Raw genomic sequence first — 24,258 nt, 5'->3', positions numbered from 1 at the left:
CCGGTCGTCGGTGACGGCCGCCACACGCGACGGGCCCCGGCCGTCACCGACGACCGGGGCCCGCGAGCGCGGCGGGATCAGCCGCCGATGACCACCCGACGCACACCCGTCCAGCGCGCCGGATCGGTGACCCGGCGACCGTCCACCAGCACCGTCACACCCGGCAGGTCGGCCGGCGCGAGGGTGCGGTACTCGGCGTGGTCGGCCTGGATCACCGCGGCACCGACCGGCTCGCCGTCGTAACCGGGCAGGCCGTGCGCGACCAGTTCCTCGTTGCTGTACATCGGGTCCGACACGTACGGCACGGCGCCCCGCTGCCGCAGCGCCGCCACGGTCGGGAAGACGCCGGAGAAGGCGGTCTCCTTGACGCCACCGCGGTAGGCGGCGCCGAGCACCAGCACGCCGACCCCGGTCAGGTCGCCGTACGCGGCGGCGAGCAGGTCGACCGCGTAGTCGGGCATGGCCGCGTTGGCCTCGCGGGCCGAACGCACCACGGTGGCGGCCGGGTCGTTCCACAGGTACATCCGCGGGTAGATCGGGATGCAGTGGCCGCCGACCGCGATGCCCGGCGAGTGGATGTGGCTGTACGGCTGCGTGTTGCACGCCTCGATGACCCTGGTCACGTCCACGCCGACGGTGTCGGCGAAGCGGGCGAACTGGTTCGCCAGGCCGATGTTCACGTCCCGGTAGGTGGTCTCGGCGAGCTTGGCCAGCTCGGACGCCTCCGCCGAGCCGAGGTCCCACACGCCGTTGGGCCGGTCCAGGTCGGCCCGCTCGTCGAAGTCGAGCACCGCCTCGTAGAACCGGACACCGTGCGCGGCCGACGCCTCGTCGATGCCGCCGACCAGCTTCGGGTAGCGGCGCAGGTCGGCGAAGACCCGGCCGGTGAGCACCCGCTCGGGGCTGAACACCAGGTGGAAGTCGGTGCCGACGGTGAGGCCGGAGCCCTCGGCGAGCATCGGCGCCCAACGGTCGCGGGTGGTACCGACCGGCAGGGTCGTCTCGTAGCTGACAAGCGTGCCCGGCTTCAGGCCACGGGCGATGGCCCGGGTGGCGTCGTCCATCCAGCCGAAGTCCGGCACGCCGTCGGCGTCCACGAACAGCGGCACGACCACGACGACCGCCTCTGACTCGGCGACCGCGGCCGCGGTGTCGGTGGTGGCGGACAGCAGGCCGGCGGCCACCGTCTCCTTCAGCTTGACGTCCAGGTCGGTCTCACCCGGGAAGGGCACGGCACCGTCGTTGACCAGCTGGACGACCCGCTCGGAGACGTCGGCGCCGATCACCCGGTGCCCCTTGGACGCGAACTGCACGGCCAGCGGCAGACCGATCTTGCCGAGCGCGACGACGCAGATGTTCATGAACTACTTTCCTCCAGAGGGCCAGATTCGGCGCAGGCGGGCAAGGAACCGACCGGGGGTCACCGGCGTGATCGCGACGATCACCTGGCCCTTGTGGTTCGTGGTGGGCGTGACGAGGTGCCACCGGGCACCACGCCGGGCCATCAGCCGGGGTGCGGCGACGGGGCGTTCGGTGCGCAGCGGCGCCGAGCCCGTCCCGCCCGGGGCGGAGACCTCGGCCCGTACGATACGACGTCCGCCGCCCGCCGCGACCGCCAGCAGCCGGTCCACCGCGAAGTCCGTCCGGACGACCGTACCGGGACCGTCCCGCTCGACCGACGTGACACCCGTGAGGTCGCCCACACCGACCCGCAGCGCCCCGGGGGCCAGCTCGGCCAGCTCCGCCCGGCGGCTTCGCGCGGTGACCACCAGGGCCCGGGCCCCGGCGGCGTCCCGCCCCCAGGCCAGCCCGGTCGCGGTGAGCCGGGCAAGGAGGTCGCCGGCGCGGTCGGTGACGTCGTACCAGTCGTCCGGGTAGCCGAACGCGGGGTCGCGGAAGCCGACGTGGTTGGCGTACCAGCGGCCGTCGGCCACGGTGACGTCGGGCAGTGACCTGTCCGACTGCTGGCCGATCAGGTTACGCAGCGCGTCAAGGTCGCCGTCGCGCGCCACCGCCACCCGCAGCCGCTCCTGCCACGCCATCCGGGCGAGAACCCCGTCGGTGAGGTAGGCCCCGGCCAGCCTGCGGACCCGGTCGTGCACGTCCTCCTGCACCTGCGGGGAGAGCGTGAGGAACTCCTCGCGGAGCAGCTTCGCCACCTCCCAGCTGAAGTGGCGCACCAGCACCGCGTCACGCCGCGGGCCCGGCTCGATCAGGCCGGCGACGAAACCGACGAGTTCCTCGGCGCAGCGCAGCCGCTCGGAGAACTGGCTGGCGTAGGTGATGTTCTGGGCGTTGTCCCGCTTGACCGCGTAGTAGTAGTCGTAGTCGCCGAGGACGGACACCTTCTTCGCCCGGAAGCAGGCCTCCAGCGTGAACGGCTGGTCGCTGCCCATCGGCATGTCCGTGCGGAACCGCAGGCCGTGCCGCTCGATCAGCTCCCGGCGGAACAGCTTGGTGTTCGACAGCGACCAGGGCAGGTCGCTGTCGAACAGGCCGAGCCGCTCCACGGTGGTGGCGTACACGGCCTGGTGCACGTAGCGCTTGTTGGTGCCGACCATCCGGCCGAGCACCACGTCGGAATCCCACCGGTCGGCCGCGTCGACCAGGCGCTCCAGCGCCTCCGGGCCGAGGTGGTCGTCCGAGCCGATGAAGAGCACGTACCGGCCGCGGGCGTGGTCGAGGGCAAGGTTGCTGGGCTGCGCCGGGCCGCCGGAGTTGGCCTGGTGCAGCACCCGGACCGTGCCCGGGTACCGCTTGGCATAGCGGTCCAGCTCGGCGCCGCTGCCGTCGGTGGAGCCGTCGTCGACCGCCACGACCTCCAGCCGGTCTTGGCCGATGGTCTGCCCGACGAGCGAGTCCAGGCAGGTGGTGAGGTACGGCATGGTGTTGTAGACCGCGACCACCACCGTGACGTCCGGAGTGCTCACGCGCCGACCTCCACCGAGATCGGTGTCGGTGGCTGCGGAGCGGCGGCCGGTCGGGGCGGCGCGTCGGGCAGCAGCCGGGTGTAGACGTCGTCGAGCACCTGCGCCTGCGCCTCCCAGGTCCAGCCGGCCAGCAGACCCGGCCGGTCGTACGCGGCGCGGTAACGCCGCGGCTCGGCGAGCACCGCGGTGACCGCGCGAACGAAGTCGGCCACGTCCTCGGCGCGGAACACCTCACCCTGGCCGGTCTCCCGGACAGTCTCGGCCATGGTGCGCACGTCGGAGACGACGAGCGGCAGGCGGGCGTGTGAATACTCGAAGAACTTGGTGATCAGCGCGATCTCGTGGTTCGGCCAGTGCTGGATCGGGATGACGCCGACCTGCGCGCCACTGAGGAACCGGACCACCTGGTGGTGCGGCACGTACGGCAGCACGTGCAGCCGGTCCGCCGCACCCAGCTCACCGGCACGAGTGACCAGGCCCCGCACGTACGCCGAGTCGGGTTTGTTGACCACGAGAGCGACGTGCGCACCGGGCAGCCGGGGCAGCGCCTCGACCATCACCCCGAGGCCGCGCTTGGCGGCGGCGACCCCGCTGTAGACGAGCAGCGGCTCGTCCGGGCCAAGGCCGCAGCGGGCGCGGATGTCCGGCGCCGGCTCGGCCGGGTCCGCCGGCAGCTCCCCCACCGCCGGGGCGTTGAGCACCACCGCGGGCCGCTCGGCCAGCCCGTGCTCCGCCCGCAGCAGGTCGGCCAGACCGCCGGAGACGGTCACGGCGGCGTCGGCGTAGGGCACGTACTCCCGCTCGTGCGCGACGTTGCCGGGCAGCCAGCGGGCGTTGTCCCGCCACGGCTGCACGCCGGGCAGGTATTCGTGGGCGTCCCACACGAGCGCGATCCGGCGGCCCGCCGCGGCGGCCCGCACCTTCGCGCGCGCGCCGACGCCGAGCATCCGGAAGTCGTTGGCGTGGATCAGGTCCGGCGCCAGTTCGTCGACGACCCGGCCGTAGGCCAGCTCGTAGTCCCACAGGCCCGGTTCCAGCCGCCGCCACGCGCCGTCGCCACGCAGCCGGCGCCAGAACTGCGTGTACGCGCGGTCCCACGGGCCGTCCAGCTTGCGGTCCTTGCGGGCCCGGGTGAGCTGCCGGTTGCGGAACCCGACCCACCTGCGGGTCAGGCCGGACAGCTTCTCCTCGGCCCGCAGCGCGGCCCAGGGCAGCCCGCCCGGCCGCCCGGCACCGGACTCGCGGGCCGCCACGGTCAGCGCCGCCCGCCGGACCGCCAGGTCCGCGCGCCAGGCCTTGACCGCCTGGGTACGCTGCGCCGCGATGCCGCTGGGCGGGTAGGCCAGCGGGTGCCGCAGCCAGGCCCGGCGGAACTCGTGCCGGCGGCGGGCCAACGGCTCGGGCATCGGGACGAGGCGCACCTCGGCGGCCCCGAGCCGCCAGCTGCGGGGCTGGCCGACCGGCGCGCGGCCGAGCAGCACGACGTCCCAGCCGGCGTCGGCGGCGGAGCGGGCCGCCTTCTGCACCCGGGAGTCCCCGATGACCCCGTTGTCCACGAGCATCACGACCCGTCCCCGGGTGCCCACCGCTGCGGTCGTGCCGTCAGATCCCATTCCTGCCCGTTTCGTCGTCGCCAGCACCTCGCCCGCGGACCCGAGCGAGTCTACGACAGCGGATCCGGCACGGACGCCCACCGGCGGCGGTGCCCCACCGCGCGCCGCGACGATTGCTACCCTCCATCCGGTAGACGACTCCGGACGCCACGGTCGCCCACCAGGCCGCCACGGTCGCCCACCAGGACGTGCCGCAGTCGCCAACCAGGCCGCCGCGGTCGCCCACCAAGCCGCCGCGGTGCCGCCCTGCCGCCGTCGAAACAGCCCAGCTCAGTGCGAACGGGAAACACATTGGACGCGGTGATTACCGAGGAACCGAGCCGCCCGGCGCAGGACCCGTCCACGGGGCCGGCGGAATCCGCCCCGCCCCGGCCCGGCCTCCTGCGGCGGCTACGCGACGCCGCCCGGAGCGCGGCGCCCGCGCTCGCGACCTACACCCTGGCCCGGCTGGTCGGTCTGGTCGTCGTCTACCTCTGGGCACGCAACACCGGCCGGTCGCCCTTCGAGCAGCTCACCCGGGCCGACGGCGGCTGGTATCTGGCGATCGCCCGGCACGGGTACGACGGATACGAAAAGACGCAGAGCAACATGGCGTTCTTCCCGCTCTACCCCGGTCTGACCGCCGGCCTGGAACGGATCACCCCGTTCGGCCCGCGCGAGTCGGCCCTCATCGTGGCCTGGCTGGCCGGCCTGGCCGCCGCCTGGGGGCTGTACGCGATCGGGGCCCACCTGCACGACCGACGCACCGGCGTCCTCCTCGCCGCGCTCTGGGGCGCGGTGCCGCACGCCGTGGTGGAGTCGATGGGCTACAGCGAGAGCCTGTTCACCGCCCTGGCCGCGTGGACGCTGTACGCGTTGCTGCGCGGCCGGTGGGTCACCGCCGGGTTGGTGTGCCTGTTCGCCGGCCTGACCCGGCCGACCGCGTCGTCGCTGATCCCGGTCGTGGGGCTGGCCGCGCTGCTGGCGATCCTCCGGCGGCGCGACGGCTGGCGTCCCTGGATCGCACTGCTGCTCGCGCCGGCCGGCTGGCTCGCCTACCTGGCCTGGGTCGGGGCGCAGACGGGCCGGATCGACGGCTGGTTCCACATCCAGTCGGCCGGCTGGGGCACCCGGTTCGACTTCGGTGTCTACACCGTCGACCGCGGGCAGCAGGCGCTGGTGCAGGTGGCGGCGGTGCCGCTGCTGGTGGTCACCGTGGTGGCGCTGCTGTCGATCATGTTCTTCGTGCTGAGCGTGCTCGACCGGCAGCCATGGCAACTGCTGCTCTACAGCGGCCTGATGTTGGTCACCACGCTCGGCGCGGCCGGCTACTACCATTCCAAGGCCCGGTTCCTGCTGCCGGCGTTCCCGCTCCTGCTGCCGGCCGCGGTGGGCCTGGCCCGGGCCGGGTGGGCCCGGGCCGCCACGGTGCTGGTGACGCTTGTCGCCTTCTCCGCCTACTTCGGTGGCTACCTGCTGCTGATCTGGACGAAGTCGCCCTGACCGGCGCGGGCGGCCGTCACCTGGTGAACGGCCGCACGTCCCAGAGCCAGACGTCCGCGACCCGCCGACCCGGCCCGTACAGCGCGTCGAGCACGGTCTTCAGGTCGTCGTGCCGCCGGGCTCCGCGATCGGGCAGCGCCACCGCGTCCGCCTTCCAGTAGCGGACGTCGGCCCGCGCCTGGACGATCTCGGCCGGACCGACCGCCGTGTCCCGTTCCCCCTGGGACACCGCGGTGAGCAGCGCTGCGGTGGGTTGCGGGTCGACGCCCCAACGGCCGGTGGAGTCGGTGGCGGAGACCGGGCCGAGGAAGTAGCCCTCGGGGACGGCGAAGCCGGCCACCGCGGCGGAACTCCAGTACAGCGAGGTCATGCCGTTGACCGGCACGGGCACCAGCGTGCGACCGGGAGCCACGTGGTCACGCCAGGCTCCCCCGGTGACGAACTCCGGCACCTCGGTACGGCCACGCGCGTCGAGCGGCACGGGCAGGATCGGCAGCAGCGCGGCGGCCACCGCGACCGCGCCGACCCGGGCGGCCAGCCGACCCGTGGGCTGGTGCCGACGGGCGGCGAGCCGGTCGCCGGCGACGGCCAGCAGCACGCCCACCGCCACGGTGGTGATCAGCGCGAACCGGGCCACCACCACGGAGTCGAACACGGGCAGGTCCTGCACCAGGGCGAACGGTGCCGGGATGTCCGTGCGGCGGGTGCCGGCGGTCCAGGTGGTGCCCATGGAGAACAGCGCCGACACCACGCCGACGGCCCCGAGCACCCGGACCGGCACCTCCCGGCGCAGCCACCCGAGCACGCCGACCACGAGCACCAGCAGCGACCAGCCGTAGAAGCTGGCCTGCTCGGTGGTGTTCGGCGCCCAGCCGATCGCGCTGGTCGGGCCACCGGCGATCGACTTGGTGGCGAACCTGACGAATGAGCCGAGCTTGAGAGCGTAGATGTCCGGGGTGCCCGGATGGCCGACCCGGTGCTGCGGCCCGGCGAACTGCATCCAGAGCGGGTACGCCGCCGCGGCCGACACGAGCACAGCGGTGATCGCCAGCCCGGACAGCAGCGGGCGCAGCCGGCGCACCGCGTCGCGGGGCTGGAAGGCGAGGTAGGCCAGGGCCAGCATCAGGCAGCCGAGCGCGGTCAGGAAGAGGATCTCCAGGCTGATGAAGAACTGCGCCACCACCAGCCCGCCCAGCACGAGACCGTCGCGGATCACCCGCTCGCCCCGGGACAGCGCGACGACCCGCCAGACGATGAACGGCACCAGCCACTGCGCGGTGATGTGCGGGTGGCCGTTGCTGTGCGAGACGAGGGCGGGGGCGAAGGCGCAGAACAGGCCGCCGACGAAGGCGGCGACCCGGGAGTCGACCACGTGCCGGGAGAGTACGTGGTACCAGGCGTAACCCGTGCCCGCCAGGTTCAACGTGATCAACAGCAGGTAGGAGAAGGACGCGCCGAAGAGCAGGGTGACCGGGGTGAGCACCAGTCCGGGGAGCTGCATCCCCACGTTGGTCATCAGGTTGATGCCGGTCGGGGCGTTCTGCAACGTGGTGAAGAACGGGTTCTCCAGGTTGCTGACCGCGTGCGCCGCGTACGCCAGCATCCACTCGTTGAAGCCTTGGTCGTTGGGGCGGCTGCCGAGCAGCCGCCCGTCGGGGTTCAGCCATCCCCGGCCGGTCACCCAGAGAGCGCCGGCCAGGTAGACCAGGGCGGCCAGCGCGTCGATCCGGTGCCGGCGCCAGGCCGGGCCACGGCGCCCGGGTGCCGGGGCGGGATCGGTGGGCGCCTCGGCCGCCGCGTGGCGTTCCGGGTCGGCCGGTCCGGGTCCGGCGTGCGCCGGGCCGGGTGTGTCGCCGCCGGCCGCCTCGGAGTCCCCGACGGGGACGGGCTCGCGGTCGCGGGTGTCGGGCACGGGCGAGGTCATGGCGTAGAAGTCTACGAAAAACCCGGAGCCGGGCGAGGACCGCCCGGCGTGGGGTGACCGGGTGTCGCGCCGGGCCCGCGGTGGGACTTCCGCCGCGCAGGACGGCGTTATTGTAGTGTCCGCACGCTGTCCGAGGGGCGTTCCGCTCTCCCCACCCTTCCAGGATCGGAATCGATGAACAACGGGCGAACTCTCTGGGACTCGTTCAGGCTCCCCCGGCCGCGACGGTCCGGCTCCCGGCCGCACATGGTCTACCTGGCCATCGGCTTCCCACCGGCGGCCAAGAGCTGCGCGTACCGGATGCGGGAGACCGCCAACCAGTTCGCGGCGGCGGGCTGGGACGTGACGGCCGTCACCATCGCCGACGAGGCGTGGGAACGCGAGTACGGACTCGACCACACGCTCGCCGAAGGGCTGGACCAGCACGTCCGGGTGGTGAAGCTGCCCCTGTTCCGGGACGACCTGGAGACCGACATCCGGGCCTTCACCGAGCGTCGCGCCCTGGCTCACAAGGACTACCTGGCCGACCTGCGCAAGCAGAACCTGAAGGTCTTCCCGGAACCGGTCTTCGGTGGCTGGCGGCCGGCCCTGGAGAGGGCGTTGCTCCAGATCCACCGGGAGCGGCACGTCGACCTGCTGGTGACCACCTGCGCCCCCTACGTCAACCTGGCCGCGACCTGGAAGCTGTGGGAGACGCACCAGGTTCCGTACGTGGTGGACTTCCGCGACGGCTGGTCCGTCGACGTGATCAACAACGGTGAGGCGTTCACCAGGGAGTCGGTCTCCGGGCAGTGGGAGATCAAGCTGCTCACCAACGCCGTAGCCATCTGGAACGTCAACGAGCCGATCTCCCGCTGGTACCGCGAGCGCTACCCGGAGCTGGCGCACAAGATGCGGATCGTGCGCAACGGCTACGACGCCGCGAGCATCCCCGCCCAGGTGCGGCCGGCCCCGCCGGACCGGCCGCTCACCTTCGGTTACCTCGGCGCCCTGAACCTGCCCGTGCCGCTGCTGAACGCCGTCCTCGAGGGCTGGCGGACGGCGCGCGCGGAGGACCCGGCGCTGGCGGGTGCCCGCTTCGAGGTGCGCGGCCACATCGGCGCGGCCTGGGCACGCGGTGACAACGCGCACGCCGAGCTGCTCAAGGCCGCCGCCGTGGACGGCGTGCTGGTCGGCGGCTCGGTGCCCAAGGCCGAGGTGGTCGACCTCTACTCCCGCTGGGACGCGGTGGTGCTGATGGTGACCGGCGGCCGGTACATGACCTCCGGCAAGGTCTACGAGTACATGGCCACCGGCCTCCCGGTGGTCTCCGCCCACGAGGCCGACCACGACGCCTCCACCGTGCTGTCCACGTATCCGCTCTGGACCGGTGCCGTCGGGCTGGATCCGGCCGAGTTGTCCGGGGCCTTCCGGCGGGCCGCGGCGATGGCCCGCACCGCCGACGTGGCGGAGCGGGAGAAGGCCCGCGCCGAGGCGCGGCAGTACGCCCGCGAGGAGCAGCTCATTCCCGCCGTCCGGGAGGTCACCGAGCTGGTGCTGGGCGCCGACGTACCGACCGGCGCCCCGCAGCCGTCCCCTGCCGCCACGCCCGTCCCGGCCCGAGAAGGTAGATCATGATCGAGGTCCTGATGGTTCTGGGCGCCGTCCCGGGCCGGGTGGCTGTCCTGACCGACGCGCTGGAGCAGTTCCGCGCCCAGGGCGTCACCGTGCGGGTGGCCACCACGTTCGACCCGGTGGAGAAGATCCCGGCGGCGACCGAACTGGCCGAGGTGCACCTGCTACCCACCTCCACGGAGTTGGGCCCGCGGTTCGGCCGGATGGTCAAGCGGGCGAGCCCGGCCCGGCGGCCGTGGCTGCGCGCGCAGCGCGACCCGTGGGTCCGCCGGCATGCCAAGCGGGCCGATGTCCTGGTCGCCCTGGACGCGCAGGCCCTGCACACCGTGTGGCAGCTCGCGCAGCGGTACCGGCGGGCCGATGCCGTCTACGGCATCGCCCCGGCGCTGCGCGCGGTGGAGAAGCGGGCCGCCGACCCGGCGCGCTACCGCCGCCCCCGGCTCAACACCGTCGGTCCGGCCCCGGCCGTGCTGGCCAGCACCACCCGCACCCAGACCGTCGACCTGGCGAAGCGGGTGTTCGAGATGAGCACCGGGAAGCGGGCCATGAAGCTGAGCCCGGTGCGCTGGTTCTGGCAGGGGGCCGTCACCGCGCCCGGCCTGCCGGAACGACACCGGGGCAAGATCGCCCGGCGGGTCACCGGCACCATGCTCAAGAGCGGGCACGACACCAGCGCGAAGCGGCTGGCGCTGGCCGCGCAGGGCCGCCTGAAGAGCCCGACGACCAGGGGGCAGCTCCTCGGCCCGATCGTCGACGCGGAGCTCAGCCAGGGCAGGGTGCCCGAGCACCTGATGACCGTGGTGCGCGGTCAGCTCAAGCTGGCCGACGGCTACCTCAGGAAGCGGAACCCGGGCAAGGCCGCACCGCACGTGCTGCGCGCCTTCAACCTGATGTTCCACCGGATCGTGCAGTTCGACGGCACCACCTCACCGCTGGCCGAGGATCCGGAGAAGTTCCTCGCGCCGCTGCACCACAGTGAGGCCGGCCAGGCGATGGCGACCCCGCGCGGTCGGCAGAGCCCGGCGGCGTTCCCGCCTGCCGGCCGGCCGCACCGGATGCTCTTCTTCACCGGGTTGAACGACAACTTCCTCGGGCCGATCCTGGATCGCTACGAGGCGATGCCCGGGGTGGAGGTCCGCCGGCTGAATCTGATGGAGGAGTCGATCCTCCCGGTGTTGAGCAACGGCCGCACGAACGTGGTGCACCACATGCTCGCCGGCGCCTCCAAGCGGGCCGGGGAGGTCCAAGAGGCGTGGGGCCCCCACCTCGACTGGGCGGACACCGTCTTCGTGGACTGGTGCAACCTCGGGGCTGCGATGCTGACGATGATCGACCCGGGCACCACCCGGGTGATCGTCCGTCTGCACAGCTTCGAGGCGTTCAGCTGGTGGCCGCACCTGACCGACTGGTCCCGGGTGGACGACGTGGTCTTCGTCTCCGAGCATCTCCGCGATCTGGCGTTGGCCGCGGTGCCGCGGCTGCGCGGCCCGCAGGGACCCCGGACGCACATGATCAGCAACGCCATGGACCTGCACCGGTACGTGGCGCCGAAGGTCTCCGCGGACAGCCGGTTCACCCTCGGTCTGGTCGGGTTGAGTTCGCTGGCGAAGGACCCGCGCTGGGCGCTGGCCGTGCTGAGGGAACTGCGCCGCCGGGACGAGCGGTACCGCCTCAAGTTGATCGGCGACGACCTCAACCCGGAGCTCAGCCCGGCGATCGCGGCGTACGTCCGGGAACTCGACGCCGAACTGGCCGAGTTGGAGCCGTCCGGGGCCGTGGTGCGGACCGGCCGCACCGAGGACGTCCCCGGCGCGCTCACCGACGTCGGGGTGATCCTCAGCACGTCGCTGCGGGAGAGCTTCCACTGCGCGCTCGTCGAGGGCGCGGCCAGCGGTGCCGTGCCGGTGGTACGCGACTGGCCGTTCTTCGCCGGCCGGCCGCACAGCGCCCGGAGCCTCTTCCCCAGCGGCTGGGTGGTGGGCACCCCGCAGGAGGCCGCCGAGCGGATCCTGACCCACACGGCGTCGGAGGACGTCTGGCGCGAGGCGGGCCGGGCGGCGGCGTCGCATGTGCTGAGCACCTGGGACTGGTCGGTCACCCAGAAGGACTTCGACCGGCTGCTGCTGGAGCCGCCGGCCACCGCCGACTGACGACGGCAAGAAGTTCGGCCGGCTCCCGGGCGGGAGCCGGCCGAACTGTTTGTCCGGGCTCAGCGCGGGGTGGGGACGAACTCCCGCTCGGGCCGCCCGGCCGACGGCGGACATGCCGCGCCGGTCCGCGGAGCGCCCCGCAGCGAGCTGTAGACCTCGTCGAGGATCCGGGCCTGGGCCTCCCACGTCCAGGCCGCCAACAGGCCGGGCTTGTCGTAGGCGGCCCGGTAGCGCTCCGGGTCGGCGAGTACGGCCCGCACCGCCCGGGCGTAGTCGGTCGGGTCCTCGGCGGTGAACACCTCACCCTGACCGGTGGCTCGGGCAGTCTGCGCCATGGTCTTCACGTCGCTGACCACGATGGGCAGCCGGGCGTGCGAGTACTCCAGGAACTTCGTGATCAGCGCCAGCTCGTGGTTGGGCTTGTGGTGGATCGGGATGACCCCGGCGTCCGCCGCCGCCAGGAACGGCACCACCTGCCAGTGCCTCACGTACGGCAGCAGGTGCACCCGTTCGGCCACGCCCAGCTCGACGGCCCGCTCCCGCAACCCCTCGGAGAACTGGTTGTCGCCGTGCGGGTTCATCGTCACGAACGCGACGTGCACGTCGGGCAGTTCGGGCAACGCCTCCACCATGATCTGGCAGCCCCGGCTCGGGTTCACCGCGCCCGCGTAGACGAGCAGCGGCGTCCGGTCGTCCACGCCGCACAGCGCACGCAGGTCCGGCACCTCGCCGTCGGCCTCGGCCGGCGGGGCCATCGGCGCGTTGAGCACCACCGCCGGCCGCTCGGGCAGGGCGTGGGTCTCCTGGAGCAGGTCGGCGAGGGTGTCGGAAACGGTCACCACCGCGTCCGGGTAGGCCGCGTACTCGGCCGTGTAGGCGATCTGGGCCGGCAACCAGCGCGGGTTGTCGGCCCGGCCGGTGATGCCGCCGACGAACTCGTGGGCGTCCCAGACCAGCTTGGTGTCCCGCCCGACGGCCCGTGCCCGCAGCGTCGCCCGCGCCCCGATCCCGAGCATCCGGAAGTCGTTGGCGTGGATGATGTCCGGCTTCAGCTCGTCGATCGCCTGCCGGAAGGCCAGTTCGAAGTCCCACAGGCCCGGATCCAGCCGCCGCCAGGCGCGGTTGCCCAGCAGGCTCTGCCAGAACCGGACGGGCAACCGGGTGAGCAGCGCCTCCGGGTCGGCCTGCACCTTGCGCAGGCGCCGAGTCTCCCGGCTGCGCAACCGCACCCAGCGGGCCAGCGCGGTGGCGGCGGCGCGGGACGGCAGTTGGGCCGCCTCGCCCACGGCGGCGGGAAGCCCACCACCGAGGGCCCGGGCCCGGACCCGACGCTCGTAGAGGTCGGCCTGCCAGGCCTTGATCTCCTGAACCCGGTAGGCGGCCTTGGTGGTCGACCCGTACGCCAGCGGCCGGCGCAGCGATCGGCTGTAGTCCCGGGGCAGCCGGTGCAGCGGTTTGACCACGCGCAGCAGCCGCACCTCGGCGCCGCCGATCTGCCAGGTGTCCGCCTCGGAGCGGGCGTGGCGGATGCCGAGGAGGAAGACCTCCCAGCCGGCGTCCGCTGCCGACCGTGCGGCCTTCTGCACCCGGGAGTCACCGTGGACCCCGTTGTCGACCAGCATCACCACCCGTCCCCGGGTCGGTCGGGCATCGGTCGTCGAGCCAGCTTGCATCGGGTAGTTCTCCTCGTTGACGGTGCGGAGCGCGGGCGGTGGGCGGATCACCTGAGGAAGGCGTCGAAGACTTCGGCGGTCCGTCGCCCGTCGTGGTGGTCGCGGACGTAACGGGTGCCCTCCGCGGCGAGGACGACTGCGGCGGACCTGTCGTCGAGCAGCGACTCGATCGTCTTGACCAGCGTGCCCGGGGTGGCGTTGGCGATCGGGGGCTGGACCCCGGCCGTCCGGTGCGGCCCTTCACTGACGTACGCGACCACGACCTTGCCGGCGGCCATCCCCTCGCAGGAGAAGGTGCCGTAACTACCCATCACCAACTGGTCGACCACGATGTCGCAGTCCTGCACCTGGCGGCGCATCTCGCTGTGCGGCAGGCCCTCCACCAGGTGCAGTTCGATGATCCGTCGGTCGTGCAACTCCTGCAACCGGGGCAGGAGACGGTCGGTGCCCTTGGTCCACCGCTTCGACGGCGCGTGCAGCACCACCGGCCGGGCGCGTTCCAGCACGGGGCGGTCACAGGCCCAGCCGTCCACGTCGACGATGAGCGGCGCCCAGGTGGCGAACGGCACGTCGTCCAGCAGGTCGGGGGTGGTCACGAAGAACGGCAGTCCGCTCTCCTCGGCGGTACGCCGGTTCCGCTCGGTCACCGTGGTGAGCCGCTCGCGCAGCTCCTCCGGCGCGTCCCGGAACGCGGACTCGGCATGCCGCTCCAGGTGCGCGCCCGGATGGCGGATCTCGCTGCCGTGTGCCAGCAGCGCCACCTTGAGCCGGGCACGGCGCAGCGCGGGCAGGTCCGCGGCGATGTCGTCGCCGTTGCCCCGACCGAGCACCGGGCGGAACGCGTCCACGATCAGGTGCGTGTACCAGCCGAGCACCCGGCGGGCCTGCTCCGTCTGCACGTCCAGCCGGTGTTCGCCGGGGTAGTTCAGGTAGCGGTCGGCCGGATAGCGGTAGGTGGCCGGCGGCTTGGCCATGACCAGCTCGATGCCGACGTCCGCGCGTGCGGCGGTGATCGCCACCGCCAGGGCGGAGAGCTGCCCTGCGTAGTTCGCGGTGCCCAGCCCCAACCGGACCGGGGCCGCGCCGAGCGCTCGCCAGGGGCCGGGTGTGCCGGCCTCGATCGGCGCCACCGGCGGCTCCTGCGGTTGCGGTGCCGGGTCGCTGCCACGCTGCCAGGCCCGTTCCACCGCCTTGGCGAAGGAGGGCAGGGAGCCGGGCGCGAAGAAGTCACAGGCGTGGTGCCGGGCCAGGTGCTCGCGGGCCGCCCGGCTGTCCGCCGCGACGACCCGCAGCCCGGCGGCGAGGTAGGTGTCGAGCAGCGCGAGGCCGGCGTCCGGCTCGAACCCGAACACCGCCACGTCCGCCGAGGCGACGAACGCGGCGGTCACCGTCCGGGGTCGCGGTACCTCGTGCACCCGCTGCCGGGCCTTGCCGGCGCTGCGGATCAGAACCTGGGCCGCCGCCCGCTCCGTCTCGGCGCAGACCAGCGCCAGGTGGAACTGGGGCAGCCGGGCCAGCGCGCGTATCACGCCGGCCAGCGCCCGGTCGCCCGTGATCCCGCCGGCGTGCACCAGCAGCGGCGCGCCGGCGGGAAGCTCGCACAGTTCGCGTACCGAGGGCGTCTCCCACGGCGGCGCGCCGGCAGCGGCCCGGCGCAGCGCGACGCGCCACCGCCGGGGTATCCGCCGCCGCACCGCCGAGACCGCCCGCCGCACCGGCGCCGGGCTCATCGCAGCGCCGGCTCCGCGTCGCTGCCGCTGGTCGCGACGGACACGACCTTGCCGTCGGAGGCCGACTCCAGCAGCGCCGCGGCGACCTGCACGGTACGCAGGCCCTGCCGCAGCGTGACGATGTCGCTCTCCTTGCCCTCCACCGCGTCGCGGAAGCGCTCGTGCTCGACCAGCAGCGGCTCCCGCTTCGGGATCGCGAAGCGGACCATGTCACCCTCGGCCACGCCCCGGAACGCGCGCAGCGCCTCCCACTCGGTGTCGATGGCGGCGTTGGCGTAGAACGTCAGGTCAGCGGTGAGCGTGTCGGCCACGAAGCAGCCCTTGTCGCCGGTGACGACAGTGGACCGCTCCTTCAGCGGGCTGAGCCAGTTGACCAGGTGGTTGACCATCGTGCCGTCGGCGAGCTGACCGACGACCGCCACCATGTCCTCGTGCAGCCGGCCGCTGCGCGAGACCGTACGCGCGGCGACCGAGGCGTACTGCTGGCCGGTCACCCAGGCGGTGAGGTCGATGTCGTGGGTGGCCAGGTCCATCACCACGCCGACGTCGGCGATCCGGTGCGGGAACGGGCCCTGCCGCCGGGTGACGACCTGGAACACCTCGCCCAGCTCCCCTGCTTCCAGGCGGGTGCGCAGGCTCTGCAGGGCGGGGTTGTAGCGCTCGATGTGCCCGACGCCGGCGACCAGGCCGGCGGTCTCGAAGGCCTCGACCAACCGGGTGGCCGCGTCCACGGACTGGGCCAGCGGCTTCTCGATCAGCGCGCAGACCCCGTTGGCGGCCAGTTCCAGGCCGATCGGCTCGTGCAGCGCGGTCGGGCAGGCGACCACCACGTAGTCGACGCCCAGGGCGAGCAGGTCGCTCAGCTCGGGCACGACCGGCGCGCGCAGCGTGCCGGTCGTGTCGCCGGCCGGGTCGACCACGCCGACCAGTTCGACACCGTCCAGGTTCGACAGCACCCGGGCGTGGTTGCGTCCCATCGCACCGAGGCCGATCAGGCCGGCCCGCAGCTTGCTCATCGGGCACCCCCGGCCAGGTTCGCGCCCTCGGCGATCCGCTCCAGGTCGGCCTGGCCCAGCGACGGGTGCACCGGCAGCGAGACCACCTCGGCGGCGGCCCGCTCGGTCTCCGGCAGGTCCCAGGCGCCGGGCGTGCCGTCCTCGGTGAGGTAGGGCTTGAGCCGGTGGATCGGGGTCGGGTAGTAGACGGCGTTGCCGATGCCCAGCTCGGTGAGGCGGGCCTGGGCAGCGTCGCGGTCGCCGCGGACGCGCACCGTGTACTGGTGGTAGACGTGCTTCGCGCCGTCGGCGACCGGCGGGGTGAGCATGCCGGTGATGGCGGAGTCGAGGAACTTGGCGTTGGCGCGGCGCTGCTCGGTCCACTCGGCGAGCTGGGTGAGCTGCACCCGGCCGATCGCGGCGGCCACGTCGGTCATCCGCATGTTCGCGCCGACGATCTCGTTGGCGTACCGCTGCTCCATGCCCTGGTTGCGCAGCAGCCGCAGGGTGCGGGCGAGCTCCGCGTCGGCGGTGGTGACCATGCCGCCTTCGAGGGAGTGCATGTTCTTGGTCGGGTAGAAGCTGAAGCAGCCAGCGGTGCCGAAGGCGCCGACCGGGGTGCCGTTCAGCTCGGCCCCGTGCGCCTGGGCGGCGTCCTCGACGACGGCCAGTCCGTGCTGCTGGGCGATGGCCATGATCCGGTCCATCGCGGCCGGGTGGCCGTAGAGGTGCACCGGCATGATGGCGGCGGTCTTCGGCGTGACGGCGGCGGCGACCGCTTCCGGGTCGAGGCAGAAGCTGCCCGGCTCGATGTCCACGAAGACCGGCTCGGCGCCGACCAGCCGCACCGCGTTGGCGCTGGCGGCGAACGAGAACGAGGGGACGATGACCTCGTCGCCGGGGCCGAGGCCGAGTGCCATCAGCGTGAGCTGCAGGGCCGAGGTGCCGGAGTTGACCGCGACGCAGTGCCGGCCGGCGACCAGGTCGCCGAACTCCTCCTCGAACGCGGCGACCTCGGGGCCCTGCACGACCCGGCCGCTCCGCAGCACCCGGACAGCCGCCTCGATCTCGGCCTCGCCGATGATCGGTCGTGCTGGGGGAATGAACTCTGGATGCGGCCCAACCATGGGGCTTCCTCCTGTCGACGCGTGACTCATGTGAGGGGTGTTCGGGGGGATGGTACTGGTTTGCGGTGAAAGCGCGTTGTCGGCGCCCAGTGTCCGACCGGTGGTCGCGCGCTTGTCGTGATCGACGGGTGGGACCTCGGCGGCCTCGTCGGGGCTCACACTTCCACCTCGTCGCGGACGGGCTCCACGGATGCTACCCGCAGCGCCGCGACGATCGCCGTCGCCATGCGTGGCACCTCGGCAAGCTCCAGCGGGGCCCGAGAGATCGCCATCCGCCAGTAGACCGGCCCGACGATCAGGTCGACCGCGGCACGCCGGTCGGTGTGCGGGGAGAGTTCGCCGCGCTCCACCGCCCGGCCGATCAGGATCCGACCCACGGTCTGCTGGTAGTCGTCCAGGGCGGCCTGCAGCTTCTCCGCGATCTGCGGGTTGCGGGCCGCCTCGGCCAGCAGGTCGGGGATGATCTGCGCGGCCAGTCGGTGCCGCAGGGCCCGCGCCATCACGTGCAGCAGGATCTCCAGGTCGCCGAGCAGGCTGCCGGTGTCCAGCAACGGCAGGTTGCGCCCGGCCACGGCGGAGACCATGTCCAGCACCAGGTCGAGCTTGGAACGCCAGCGCCGGTAGATGGCGGTCTTGCTCACACCGGCCCGGCGGGCCACCGCCTCGATGGAGAGGCGACCGTATCCGACCTCGGCCAACTCCTGCATCACGGCGACGCGGATGGCACTCGTAATCTCCCCGCGCAGCACCGCCGCGCCGGCCGGGGCACGCCTCTTCTCGGTCGTCACGTGGAACAATGTAGCGCAACGACGATACGGTTGCGTCCCGACGTTCGGTGGACTACCTTCCATGCAGCAGCGAGGCGGCCTCTCCCCGCCAGGTCACGCTGGATCCGTGCACCGCACTGCTCCCCATCAGCACGAAAGAGATCGGAGCCGCCTGATCATGGCCAACACCGCGGTGGCCGACCCCGAATCCGGACTGACCCGGGCCCAACTGGCCCGGCGGTACGGACTGCGGGTGGCCGGGGAACGACCGCCCCTGGGCGAATACGCCCGCCGGTTGTGGGCGTACCGGCACTTCATCACCGCGTACTCGCGGGCGAAGGTCGCCTCCTCGCTGAGCAACACCCAGCTCGGGCAGCTCTGGCAGGTGCTGACCCCGCTGACCAACGCGGCGGTCTACTTCCTGATCTTCGGCGTGATCCTGGCCCAGCACCGGAACGTGCCGAACTTCATCGCGTACCTGTGCACCGGCGTGTTCGTCTTCATCTTCACCCAGACCGCGGCGTCCAACGGCACCAACGCGATCACCGGCAACCTGGGCCTCATCCGGGCACTCCAGTTCCCGCGGGCGGCCCTGCCGATCACGGTGACCCTGGTGCAACTCCAGCAGCTGCTCATGTCGATGGTGGTGCTGGCCGTGATCGTGCTGATCACCGGCGAGCCGATCACCTTCCGCTGGCTGCTCCTGATCCCGATGCTGCTGCTCCAGACGATCTTCAACGTCGGGCTGAGCATGACGATGGCCCGCCTCGGCTCCAAGATCACCGACCTGAAGCAGATCATGCCGTTCGTGATGCGCACCTGGCTGTACGCCTCCGGCGTGCTCTACCCGGTGACGCTCATCCGCGAGCACCTGCCCAACTGGGCCGCGAGCATCCTGGAGTGGAACCCGCCACTGGTCTTCATCGAGCTGGCCCGCTACGCGCTGCTCGACTCGCATCAGGCGAGCCTGGTGAGTTCGCCGCCGAAGCTCTGGGCGCTCGGCCTGTTCTGGGCGGTCGTGATGGGCATCGGCGGGTTCGTCTACTTCTGGCGCGGAGAGAAGGAGTACGGCCGTGGCTGAGCAGACCCTGCCACTGAACGCCGGTCCGGTGATCGACTCCGGTCGCGTCCCCACCGTCGTGGTGGACGACGTGCACGTGATCTACCGGATCCACAAGGGCGCGAGCAGCGGCGGCAACCCGGTCTCCGCGCTCAAGCGCATCGTCTCCCGCACCAAGGCGCCGAACATCCGCGAGGTCCACGCGGTCAAGGGTGTGAGCTTCACCGCGTACGAGGGTGAGGCGATCGGCCTGATCGGCAGCAACGGCTCCGGCAAGTCGACCCTGCTGCGCACCATCGCCGGGCTGCTCCCGCCGGCCCGCGGCGCGGTCTACACCCAGGGGCAGCCGTCGCTGCTCGGGGTGAACGCCGCGCTGCTCAACGACCTCTCCGGCGAGCGCAACGTGGTGCTCGGCTGCCTCGCCATGGGCATGCACCCGGATGAGGTCAGGAGGATCTCGCCGGAGATCATCGAGTTCTCCGGCATCAACGAGCGGGGCGACTTCGCCTCCCTGCCGATGCGCACCTACTCCTCCGGCATGGGGGCACGGCTGCGCTTCGCCATCTCGTCGGCGAAGAAGCACGACGTCCTGCTCATCGACGAGGCGCTGGCCACCGGCGACCGCAAGTTCCGGGCCCGCAGCGAGCAGCGGGTCCGTGAGCTGCGCGACAGCGCCGGCACGGTGTTCCTGGTGAGCCACTCGATCGGTTCGATCCGGGACACCTGCGAGCGGACCATCTGGCTGGAGAGCGGCGTCCTGAGGATGGACGGGCCCACCAAGGAGGTCTGCGACGCGTACGAGGGCCAGAAGTAGCCCCCGCGGAGCGCACCGGCCCGGGTGATCGCCCGGCTCGGTGCGCTCCGTCGTCCGCGTTAAGGTTTTCTCGACCGTCGTTGAATCTTCACGATTCGGTCACCGCACCACCCATCCCCCATAGACGCAGAGTGAGGAACGGCAATGACGCAGGACCACACCGCCGCACCGGACGCCCCGCCGGCGAGCCCGGCACCCTGGCGGCCCGCGCGTACGGTGGCCGTGATCCTCGCCGGAGGGACCGGGACCCGCCTCGGGCTGGGCATCCCGAAGCAGCTGCTCAAGATCGCCGGTAAGCCGATCATCGAGCACACCCTCGCCGTCTTCGAGTCCGCGCCGGAGATCGACGAGATCATCGTGCTGATGGCCGCCGGCCACGTGCCCGACGCGCAGCGGATCGTCACCGACGCCGGCTTCCGCAAGGTCGGCAAGGTGATCGAGGGTGGCGAGACCCGCAACGACACCACCCGCATCGCGCTGGACGCGGTCGGCGAGGGCGACGTCAACATCCTCTTCCACGACGCGGTCCGCCCACTTGTCAGCGCCCGGATCGTGCGCGAGTGCGTGAACGCCCTCTGGACCTACTCGGCGGTCGACGTGGCCATCCCGTCCGCCGACACGATCGTCCAGGTGGACGCGGACGACTGCATCACCGACATCCCGGTCCGCGCCCGCCTGCGCCGCGGCCAGACGCCGCAGGCGTTCCGGTCCGGCACCATCCGCGAGGCGTACCGGCGGGCCGAGGGCGACCCCGACTTCGCCGCCACCGACGACTGCGGCGTGGTGCTGCGCTACCTGCCCGGCACGCCGATCAAGGTGATCGACGGCTCCGACGAGAACATCAAGGTCACCCACCCGGTCGACGTGCACCTGGCCGACAAGCTGTTCCAGCTCGCCGCCGCCCAGGCGCCCCGGCTCACCGACGACCGCAGCTACGCCGAGGAACTGACCGGCCGGACCGTCGTGGTGTTTGGCGGCAGCTACGGCATCGGCCACGACCTGGCCGAACTGGCCCGCGGGTACGGCGCCCAGGTGTTCCCGTTCAGCCGCTCCACCACCGGCACGCACGTGGAACGCGCCGAGGACGTGGCCGCCGCGCTGAAGACCGCGTTCGAGGCCACCGGCCGGATCGACCACGTGGTGGTCACCGCGGGCATCCTGGAGAAGGGCGCCCTCGCCGAGATGGACTCCGAGACGATGGACCGTCTCCTGAACGTCAACTTCGTCGGCCCGGTCACCATCGCCCGCCACTCCCTGCCGTACCTGCAGCAGACCAAGGGTCAACTGCTGCTCTACACGTCCAGCTCCTACACCCGGGGCCGGGCACGCTACGCGCTCTACTCGGCCACCAAGGCCGCGCTTGTCAACCTCACCCAGGCGCTCGCCGACGAGTGGGCGGAGTTCGGCGTACGGGTCAACTGCATCAACCCCGAACGCACCGCCACCCCGATGCGGACCAAGGCGTTCGGGGAGGAGCCGGAGCACACCCTGCTCTCCTCCGAGACGGTCGCCCAGGCCTCCCTGGACGTGCTGATCTCGGAACTGACCGGCCAGGTGATCGACGTGCGCCGGCCGCCCGGCGAGCCGGCGGCCGTGGTGCCCACCCAGCCCGGAGCGCGTGACGACGAGCCGTCGAAGCTGTCCAGCGGTGCCGGCGTCTGATGCGTGGTGACCTGGCCCGGAAGCTGCTCGCCCGGGTGCTGACCACCGGGCTGGCGGTGTCGGCCTTCCTCGTCGTGGCACTCACCGGGGCCACCGGCTGGGGGTTGGCGCTGGCGCTCGCCGCGCTGGCCGCCGGCGCCTGGGAACGCCGGGTCCGACCGTCGGCCGACGGCATCGCCGAGACGGTGCTGGTCGCCGCCGGCATCCTGGTCGGCTATGCGCGTCGGCTCGACGACGGCTTCGACCCGGCGCTGGCCGGCACCGCGCTCGTTCTGCTGGCCCTGGTGCTGCTGGTCGGCCCGCTGCGGCAGGCCGGTGCGCTGGAGATCCGGGCCGCGAACCTGCCCGTACGCACCTGGACCCCGGTGGTCGCCGGCCGGCTCGGCGACGCGCTGCCGGTGCTGCTCGCGCTGGTGGCCGGCGCCGCCGCGCTGACGCTTCCGGCCTGGCTGGCGTTCGCCGCAACGCTGCTCGCCGGCGCCGGCTGGGCCGCGGTCGCCCTCGACCTGGCCCGGCACCGGTTCCGGCCGCCCGCAGGTGGTGGCCCGGTCGGCCGGGCGTTGCGCCGGCACCAGCCGGAGTTCCTGCTGCACTTCTCCGCCCCGCCCGGTTCCGAGTACCAGGTCACCATGTGGCTGCCGTACCTGGAGCGGATCGGCCGGCCGTTCGTGGTGGTGCTGCGCGAGCCGGAGTTCCTGGCCGCGGTGGCCGCGGCCACCCGCGCCCCGGTGGTGCTCTGCCCCACGCTGAAGGCCCTCGACGAGGTGCTGGTGCCCAGCCTGCGGGCGGCGTTCTACGTCAACCACGGTGCGAAGAACAGCCACTGCATCCGGTTCCACCAGCTCACCCACGTGCAGTTGCACCACGGCGACAGCGACAAGGCACCGAGCGCCAACCCGGTGTCGGCGATCTTCGACAAGATCTTCGTGGCCGGGCAGGCCGCCATCGACAGGTACGCCCGGGCCGGCGTGGAGATCCCCGCCGAGAAGTTCGTCGTGGTGGGCCGCCCCCAGGTCGAGGCGATCGAGGTACGCCGGGAGCCGGTCCCCGCCTCGGCGCACCCGACCGTCCTCTACACGCCGACGTGGACCGGACACCACGCCGACGCCAACTACTGCTCGCTGCCGGTGGCCGAGACGCTCGTCCGCCGCCTGCTCGACCGGGGGGCGACGGTGATCCTGCGCGCCCACCCCTACACCGACAAGGACCCGGCCTCGGCACGCCGGCTCGCCCGGCTCACCGAACTGCTCGCCGCCGACCGGGCCAAGAGCGGCCGGGCGCACCTGTGGGGCGCGGCGGCCACCCGGGAGCTGACCCTCACCGAGTGCGTCAACCGCGCCGACGCACTGGTCTCCGACGTGTCCGGGGTCATCTCCGACTGGCTCTACTCCGGTAAGCCGTACGCGGTCACCGACACCGGGGTCGACGGCGAACACTTCGCCGAACGGTTCCCCCTCGCGGCGTCCGGCTACGTGCTGCGGCGCGACATGTCCAACGTGGACGCGGTGCTGGCCGACCTGTTGGACACCGATCCGAAGGCGGCGCGGCGCTGGGCCGCCCGGACCCGCTACCTGGGCGACTTCCCCGCCGACGGCTACGCCGAGGCGTTCCTCGCCGCGGCCCGCCGCGAGCTGGAACCCGACTGGGCGGTGCCGACCCCGCACGCGGTGGCCTGACCCAGCTCACAGGTACGGGTCGAGCAGGGCGAGCACCGACGCGGGGTCCTCGACGTGCGCGTTGTGACCCAGGCCCGGCAGGGTGGCCACGGGCACGCCCAACTCCTTGAGCTGCGCGTCGGTCACCATCGGGTCCCGCTCTCCCCGGGTCAGCAGCACCGGCACGTCGGTGTCGGCGAGCAGGGCCGGCAACCGGGGCTCGCCCACCGCGAACGCGGCCGGGTCCATCGCCAGCCGCCAGCGCCCGTCCACCCGCCGCACCCCCGCCTCCACCACCGGATGGTCGGGGGCGAACAGCCCGGACAGCCCGGCGACCCGCAGGTAGCGGCGAGCCGCCTCGTCCCGGGTGGCGAACCAGGTCACCGGTCGGGCGGCCAGTTCCTGCGTCCTGAGCAGCTCGGTCGGTGACCAGACCGCCTTGATGCCCAGCCCGACCACGGCGTCGACCGGCAGGCCGCGCCGGCGGGCGGCCAACGTGAGCGCCACCACCCCGCCCAGCGAGTGCCCGAGCAGGACCAGCCGGTCGCGCGGGCCCAGCCGGGCCGCGTCGAGCCCGTCCGCCACGCGCTGCGCCAGACCCGCGAACGAGTATCCGGGCAGTGGCGGTGACCAGCCGTGGCCGGCCAGGTCGGGAGCGAGCCACGGTCCCGGCCAGCGGCGCTCCAGCAGTGGCGCCCAGGGCAACCACACCTCGCCGGTGGCGCCCATGCCGTGCAGGAGAACCAGATGCCGGGTCCCCGTCGCGTCGCCCATTGGCGCAGTCTGCCACCGCCAGAACCGGACACGCGAGAGCAACCACACCACCAAAGCCCCGCTCCGCCCTCAGCCCCTGTCCCGACCCTCGCGTCGGCGTCGGGGGTGGCGGCGGGGCCACCACCTCGCCGATCCTGCGCTTGTCGCCCCGGCGAACCTCGCGAATGCGACATGTCGCCGCCGGGGCAGGCAGGATCGGGGTGGCTGGGGTGGTGTGGGTGGGGTGTCCGGTTCGGCGGTGGTGGGCGGCACTCTGGCGGCGGAATCGCGGTCGGGTCGGTGGCGTTG

The 24,258-nt window shown here is 72.7% G+C and carries 17 protein-coding genes; 7 read left to right on the top strand and 10 right to left on the bottom strand.

Annotated elements, in window-relative coordinates:
* Window positions 1-77: 77 nt before the first annotated feature.
* From ACLQ2X_RS20645 to ACLQ2X_RS20635, 3 genes are read right to left on the bottom strand one after another with little or no spacing between them, the layout of a single operon-like run.
* Window positions 78-1,361, bottom strand: a complete 1,284-nt coding sequence (locus ACLQ2X_RS20645) for a nucleotide sugar dehydrogenase (protein WP_425682705.1) — start codon at window positions 1,359-1,361, stop codon at window positions 78-80.
* Between the two features lie 3 nt (window positions 1,362-1,364).
* The gene (locus tag ACLQ2X_RS20640; protein ID WP_425682704.1) at window positions 1,365-2,930 is read right to left on the bottom strand and encodes a glycosyltransferase family 2 protein; all 1,566 of its coding nucleotides are present in this window, start codon (window positions 2,928-2,930) and stop codon (window positions 1,365-1,367) included.
* Entirely contained in the window at window positions 2,927-4,492 is a 1,566-nt protein-coding gene (locus ACLQ2X_RS20635) for a glycosyltransferase family 4 protein (protein ID WP_425682821.1), read from the bottom strand. The genes ACLQ2X_RS20640 and ACLQ2X_RS20635 overlap by 4 nt, the downstream gene beginning before the upstream one ends.
* A 351-nt stretch (window positions 4,493-4,843) precedes the next feature.
* Here ACLQ2X_RS20635 and ACLQ2X_RS20630 point away from each other — a divergent pair, with 351 nt between their 5' ends.
* A complete protein-coding gene (locus tag ACLQ2X_RS20630; RefSeq protein WP_425682703.1) occupies window positions 4,844-6,025 on the top strand; it encodes a hypothetical protein in 1,182 nt (393 codons plus the stop codon).
* A 16-nt stretch (window positions 6,026-6,041) separates the two neighbouring features.
* On the opposite strand, the gene ACLQ2X_RS20625 is transcribed toward ACLQ2X_RS20630, so the two are convergent.
* On the bottom strand, window positions 6,042-7,949 hold the full coding sequence (locus tag ACLQ2X_RS20625; RefSeq protein WP_425682702.1) for a hypothetical protein: 1,908 nt from the start codon (window positions 7,947-7,949) through the stop codon (window positions 6,042-6,044).
* Window positions 7,950-8,123: 174 nt separating this feature from the next.
* On the opposite strand from ACLQ2X_RS20625, the gene ACLQ2X_RS20620 reads away from it, so the two are divergent.
* Both ACLQ2X_RS20620 and ACLQ2X_RS20615 read left to right on the top strand, forming a co-directional pair.
* Window positions 8,124-9,566, top strand: coding sequence for a glycosyl transferase (locus ACLQ2X_RS20620; RefSeq protein ID WP_425682701.1), 1,443 nt, complete (start codon window positions 8,124-8,126; stop codon window positions 9,564-9,566).
* Window positions 9,563-11,713 carry a glycosyltransferase family 1 protein gene (locus tag ACLQ2X_RS20615; RefSeq protein WP_425682700.1) on the top strand — a complete coding sequence of 717 codons (2,151 nt, stop codon included), beginning with the start codon at window positions 9,563-9,565 and terminating at the stop codon, window positions 11,711-11,713. Before ACLQ2X_RS20620 ends, ACLQ2X_RS20615 begins: the two co-directional genes overlap by 4 nt.
* 59 nt (window positions 11,714-11,772) lie before the next feature.
* On the opposite strand, the gene ACLQ2X_RS20610 is transcribed toward ACLQ2X_RS20615, so the two are convergent.
* From ACLQ2X_RS20610 to ACLQ2X_RS20590, 5 genes are all read right to left on the bottom strand, one after another.
* Window positions 11,773-13,386 (bottom strand): glycosyltransferase family 4 protein, encoded by a 1,614-nt coding sequence (locus ACLQ2X_RS20610; RefSeq protein ID WP_425682820.1) that lies wholly within the window; start codon window positions 13,384-13,386, stop codon window positions 11,773-11,775.
* Window positions 13,387-13,433: 47 nt separating this feature from the next.
* Window positions 13,434-15,116, bottom strand: coding sequence for a glycosyl transferase family 1 (locus ACLQ2X_RS20605; protein ID WP_425682699.1), 1,683 nt, complete (start codon window positions 15,114-15,116; stop codon window positions 13,434-13,436).
* The gene (locus ACLQ2X_RS20600; RefSeq protein WP_425682698.1) at window positions 15,113-16,132 is read right to left on the bottom strand and encodes a Gfo/Idh/MocA family protein; all 1,020 of its coding nucleotides are present in this window, start codon (window positions 16,130-16,132) and stop codon (window positions 15,113-15,115) included. The genes ACLQ2X_RS20605 and ACLQ2X_RS20600 overlap by 4 nt, the downstream gene beginning before the upstream one ends.
* Window positions 16,129-17,238: a DegT/DnrJ/EryC1/StrS family aminotransferase gene (locus ACLQ2X_RS20595; protein ID WP_425682697.1), complete on the bottom strand. Its 1,110-nt coding sequence runs from the start codon at window positions 17,236-17,238 to the stop codon at window positions 16,129-16,131. Before ACLQ2X_RS20595 ends, ACLQ2X_RS20600 begins: the two co-directional genes overlap by 4 nt.
* Before the next feature lie 155 nt (window positions 17,239-17,393).
* Entirely contained in the window at window positions 17,394-18,026 is a 633-nt protein-coding gene (locus tag ACLQ2X_RS20590; RefSeq protein WP_425682696.1) for a TetR/AcrR family transcriptional regulator, read from the bottom strand.
* Between the two features lie 157 nt (window positions 18,027-18,183).
* Between ACLQ2X_RS20590 and ACLQ2X_RS20585 the strand changes: the two genes are divergently transcribed.
* The 4 genes from ACLQ2X_RS20585 to ACLQ2X_RS20570 all read left to right on the top strand — a co-directional run bounded on the left by ACLQ2X_RS20585 (window position 18,184) and on the right by ACLQ2X_RS20570 (window position 23,217).
* Complete coding sequence (locus ACLQ2X_RS20585; protein ID WP_425682695.1) at window positions 18,184-19,086, top strand: ABC transporter permease; 903 nt, start codon at window positions 18,184-18,186, stop codon at window positions 19,084-19,086.
* Window positions 19,079-19,879, top strand: a complete 801-nt coding sequence (locus tag ACLQ2X_RS20580) for an ABC transporter ATP-binding protein (RefSeq protein ID WP_425682694.1) — start codon at window positions 19,079-19,081, stop codon at window positions 19,877-19,879. Before ACLQ2X_RS20585 ends, ACLQ2X_RS20580 begins: the two co-directional genes overlap by 8 nt.
* A gap of 144 nt (window positions 19,880-20,023) precedes the next feature.
* Window positions 20,024-21,541: a D-ribitol-5-phosphate cytidylyltransferase gene (locus ACLQ2X_RS20575; protein ID WP_425682693.1), complete on the top strand. Its 1,518-nt coding sequence runs from the start codon at window positions 20,024-20,026 to the stop codon at window positions 21,539-21,541.
* Window positions 21,541-23,217: a CDP-glycerol glycerophosphotransferase family protein gene (locus ACLQ2X_RS20570; RefSeq protein WP_425682692.1), complete on the top strand. Its 1,677-nt coding sequence runs from the start codon at window positions 21,541-21,543 to the stop codon at window positions 23,215-23,217. The genes ACLQ2X_RS20575 and ACLQ2X_RS20570 overlap by 1 nt, the downstream gene beginning before the upstream one ends.
* A 6-nt stretch (window positions 23,218-23,223) precedes the next feature.
* Here the strand turns inward: ACLQ2X_RS20570 and ACLQ2X_RS20565 are convergent, their stop codons facing one another.
* Window positions 23,224-23,970 carry an alpha/beta fold hydrolase gene (locus ACLQ2X_RS20565; protein ID WP_425682691.1) on the bottom strand — a complete coding sequence of 249 codons (747 nt, stop codon included), beginning with the start codon at window positions 23,968-23,970 and terminating at the stop codon, window positions 23,224-23,226.
* Window positions 23,971-24,258: the final 288 nt, after the last annotated feature.

Source organism: Micromonospora sp. DT31, assembly GCF_049841795.1.
Taxonomy (GTDB): Bacteria; Actinomycetota; Actinomycetes; order Mycobacteriales; family Micromonosporaceae; genus Micromonospora.
This window is presented reverse-complemented; position numbering and strand designations above follow the sequence as displayed.

Excerpts from the sequence above, each read along its gene's own strand:
- ACLQ2X_RS20645 (WP_425682705.1), bottom strand. The coding sequence starts at position 1,361 with ATGAACATCTGCGTCGTCGCGCTCGGCAAGATCGGTCTGCCGCTGGCC.
- ACLQ2X_RS20570 (WP_425682692.1), top strand. The coding sequence starts at position 21,541 with ATGCGTGGTGACCTGGCCCGGAAGCTGCTCGCCCGGGTGCTGACCACC.
- ACLQ2X_RS20565 (WP_425682691.1), bottom strand. The coding sequence starts at position 23,970 with ATGGGCGACGCGACGGGGACCCGGCATCTGGTTCTCCTGCACGGCATG.
- ACLQ2X_RS20635 (WP_425682821.1), bottom strand. The coding sequence starts at position 4,492 with ATGCTCGTGGACAACGGGGTCATCGGGGACTCCCGGGTGCAGAAGGCG.
- ACLQ2X_RS20620 (WP_425682701.1), top strand. The coding sequence starts at position 8,124 with ATGAACAACGGGCGAACTCTCTGGGACTCGTTCAGGCTCCCCCGGCCG.
- ACLQ2X_RS20615 (WP_425682700.1), top strand. The coding sequence starts at position 9,563 with ATGATCGAGGTCCTGATGGTTCTGGGCGCCGTCCCGGGCCGGGTGGCT.
- ACLQ2X_RS20605 (WP_425682699.1), bottom strand. The coding sequence starts at position 15,116 with ATGAGCCCGGCGCCGGTGCGGCGGGCGGTCTCGGCGGTGCGGCGGCGG.
- ACLQ2X_RS20595 (WP_425682697.1), bottom strand. The coding sequence starts at position 17,238 with ATGGTTGGGCCGCATCCAGAGTTCATTCCCCCAGCACGACCGATCATC.
- ACLQ2X_RS20625 (WP_425682702.1), bottom strand. The coding sequence starts at position 7,949 with ATGACCTCGCCCGTGCCCGACACCCGCGACCGCGAGCCCGTCCCCGTC.
- ACLQ2X_RS20575 (WP_425682693.1), top strand. The coding sequence starts at position 20,024 with ATGACGCAGGACCACACCGCCGCACCGGACGCCCCGCCGGCGAGCCCG.
- ACLQ2X_RS20600 (WP_425682698.1), bottom strand. The coding sequence starts at position 16,132 with ATGAGCAAGCTGCGGGCCGGCCTGATCGGCCTCGGTGCGATGGGACGC.
- ACLQ2X_RS20610 (WP_425682820.1), bottom strand. The coding sequence starts at position 13,386 with ATGCAAGCTGGCTCGACGACCGATGCCCGACCGACCCGGGGACGGGTG.
- ACLQ2X_RS20585 (WP_425682695.1), top strand. The coding sequence starts at position 18,184 with ATGGCCAACACCGCGGTGGCCGACCCCGAATCCGGACTGACCCGGGCC.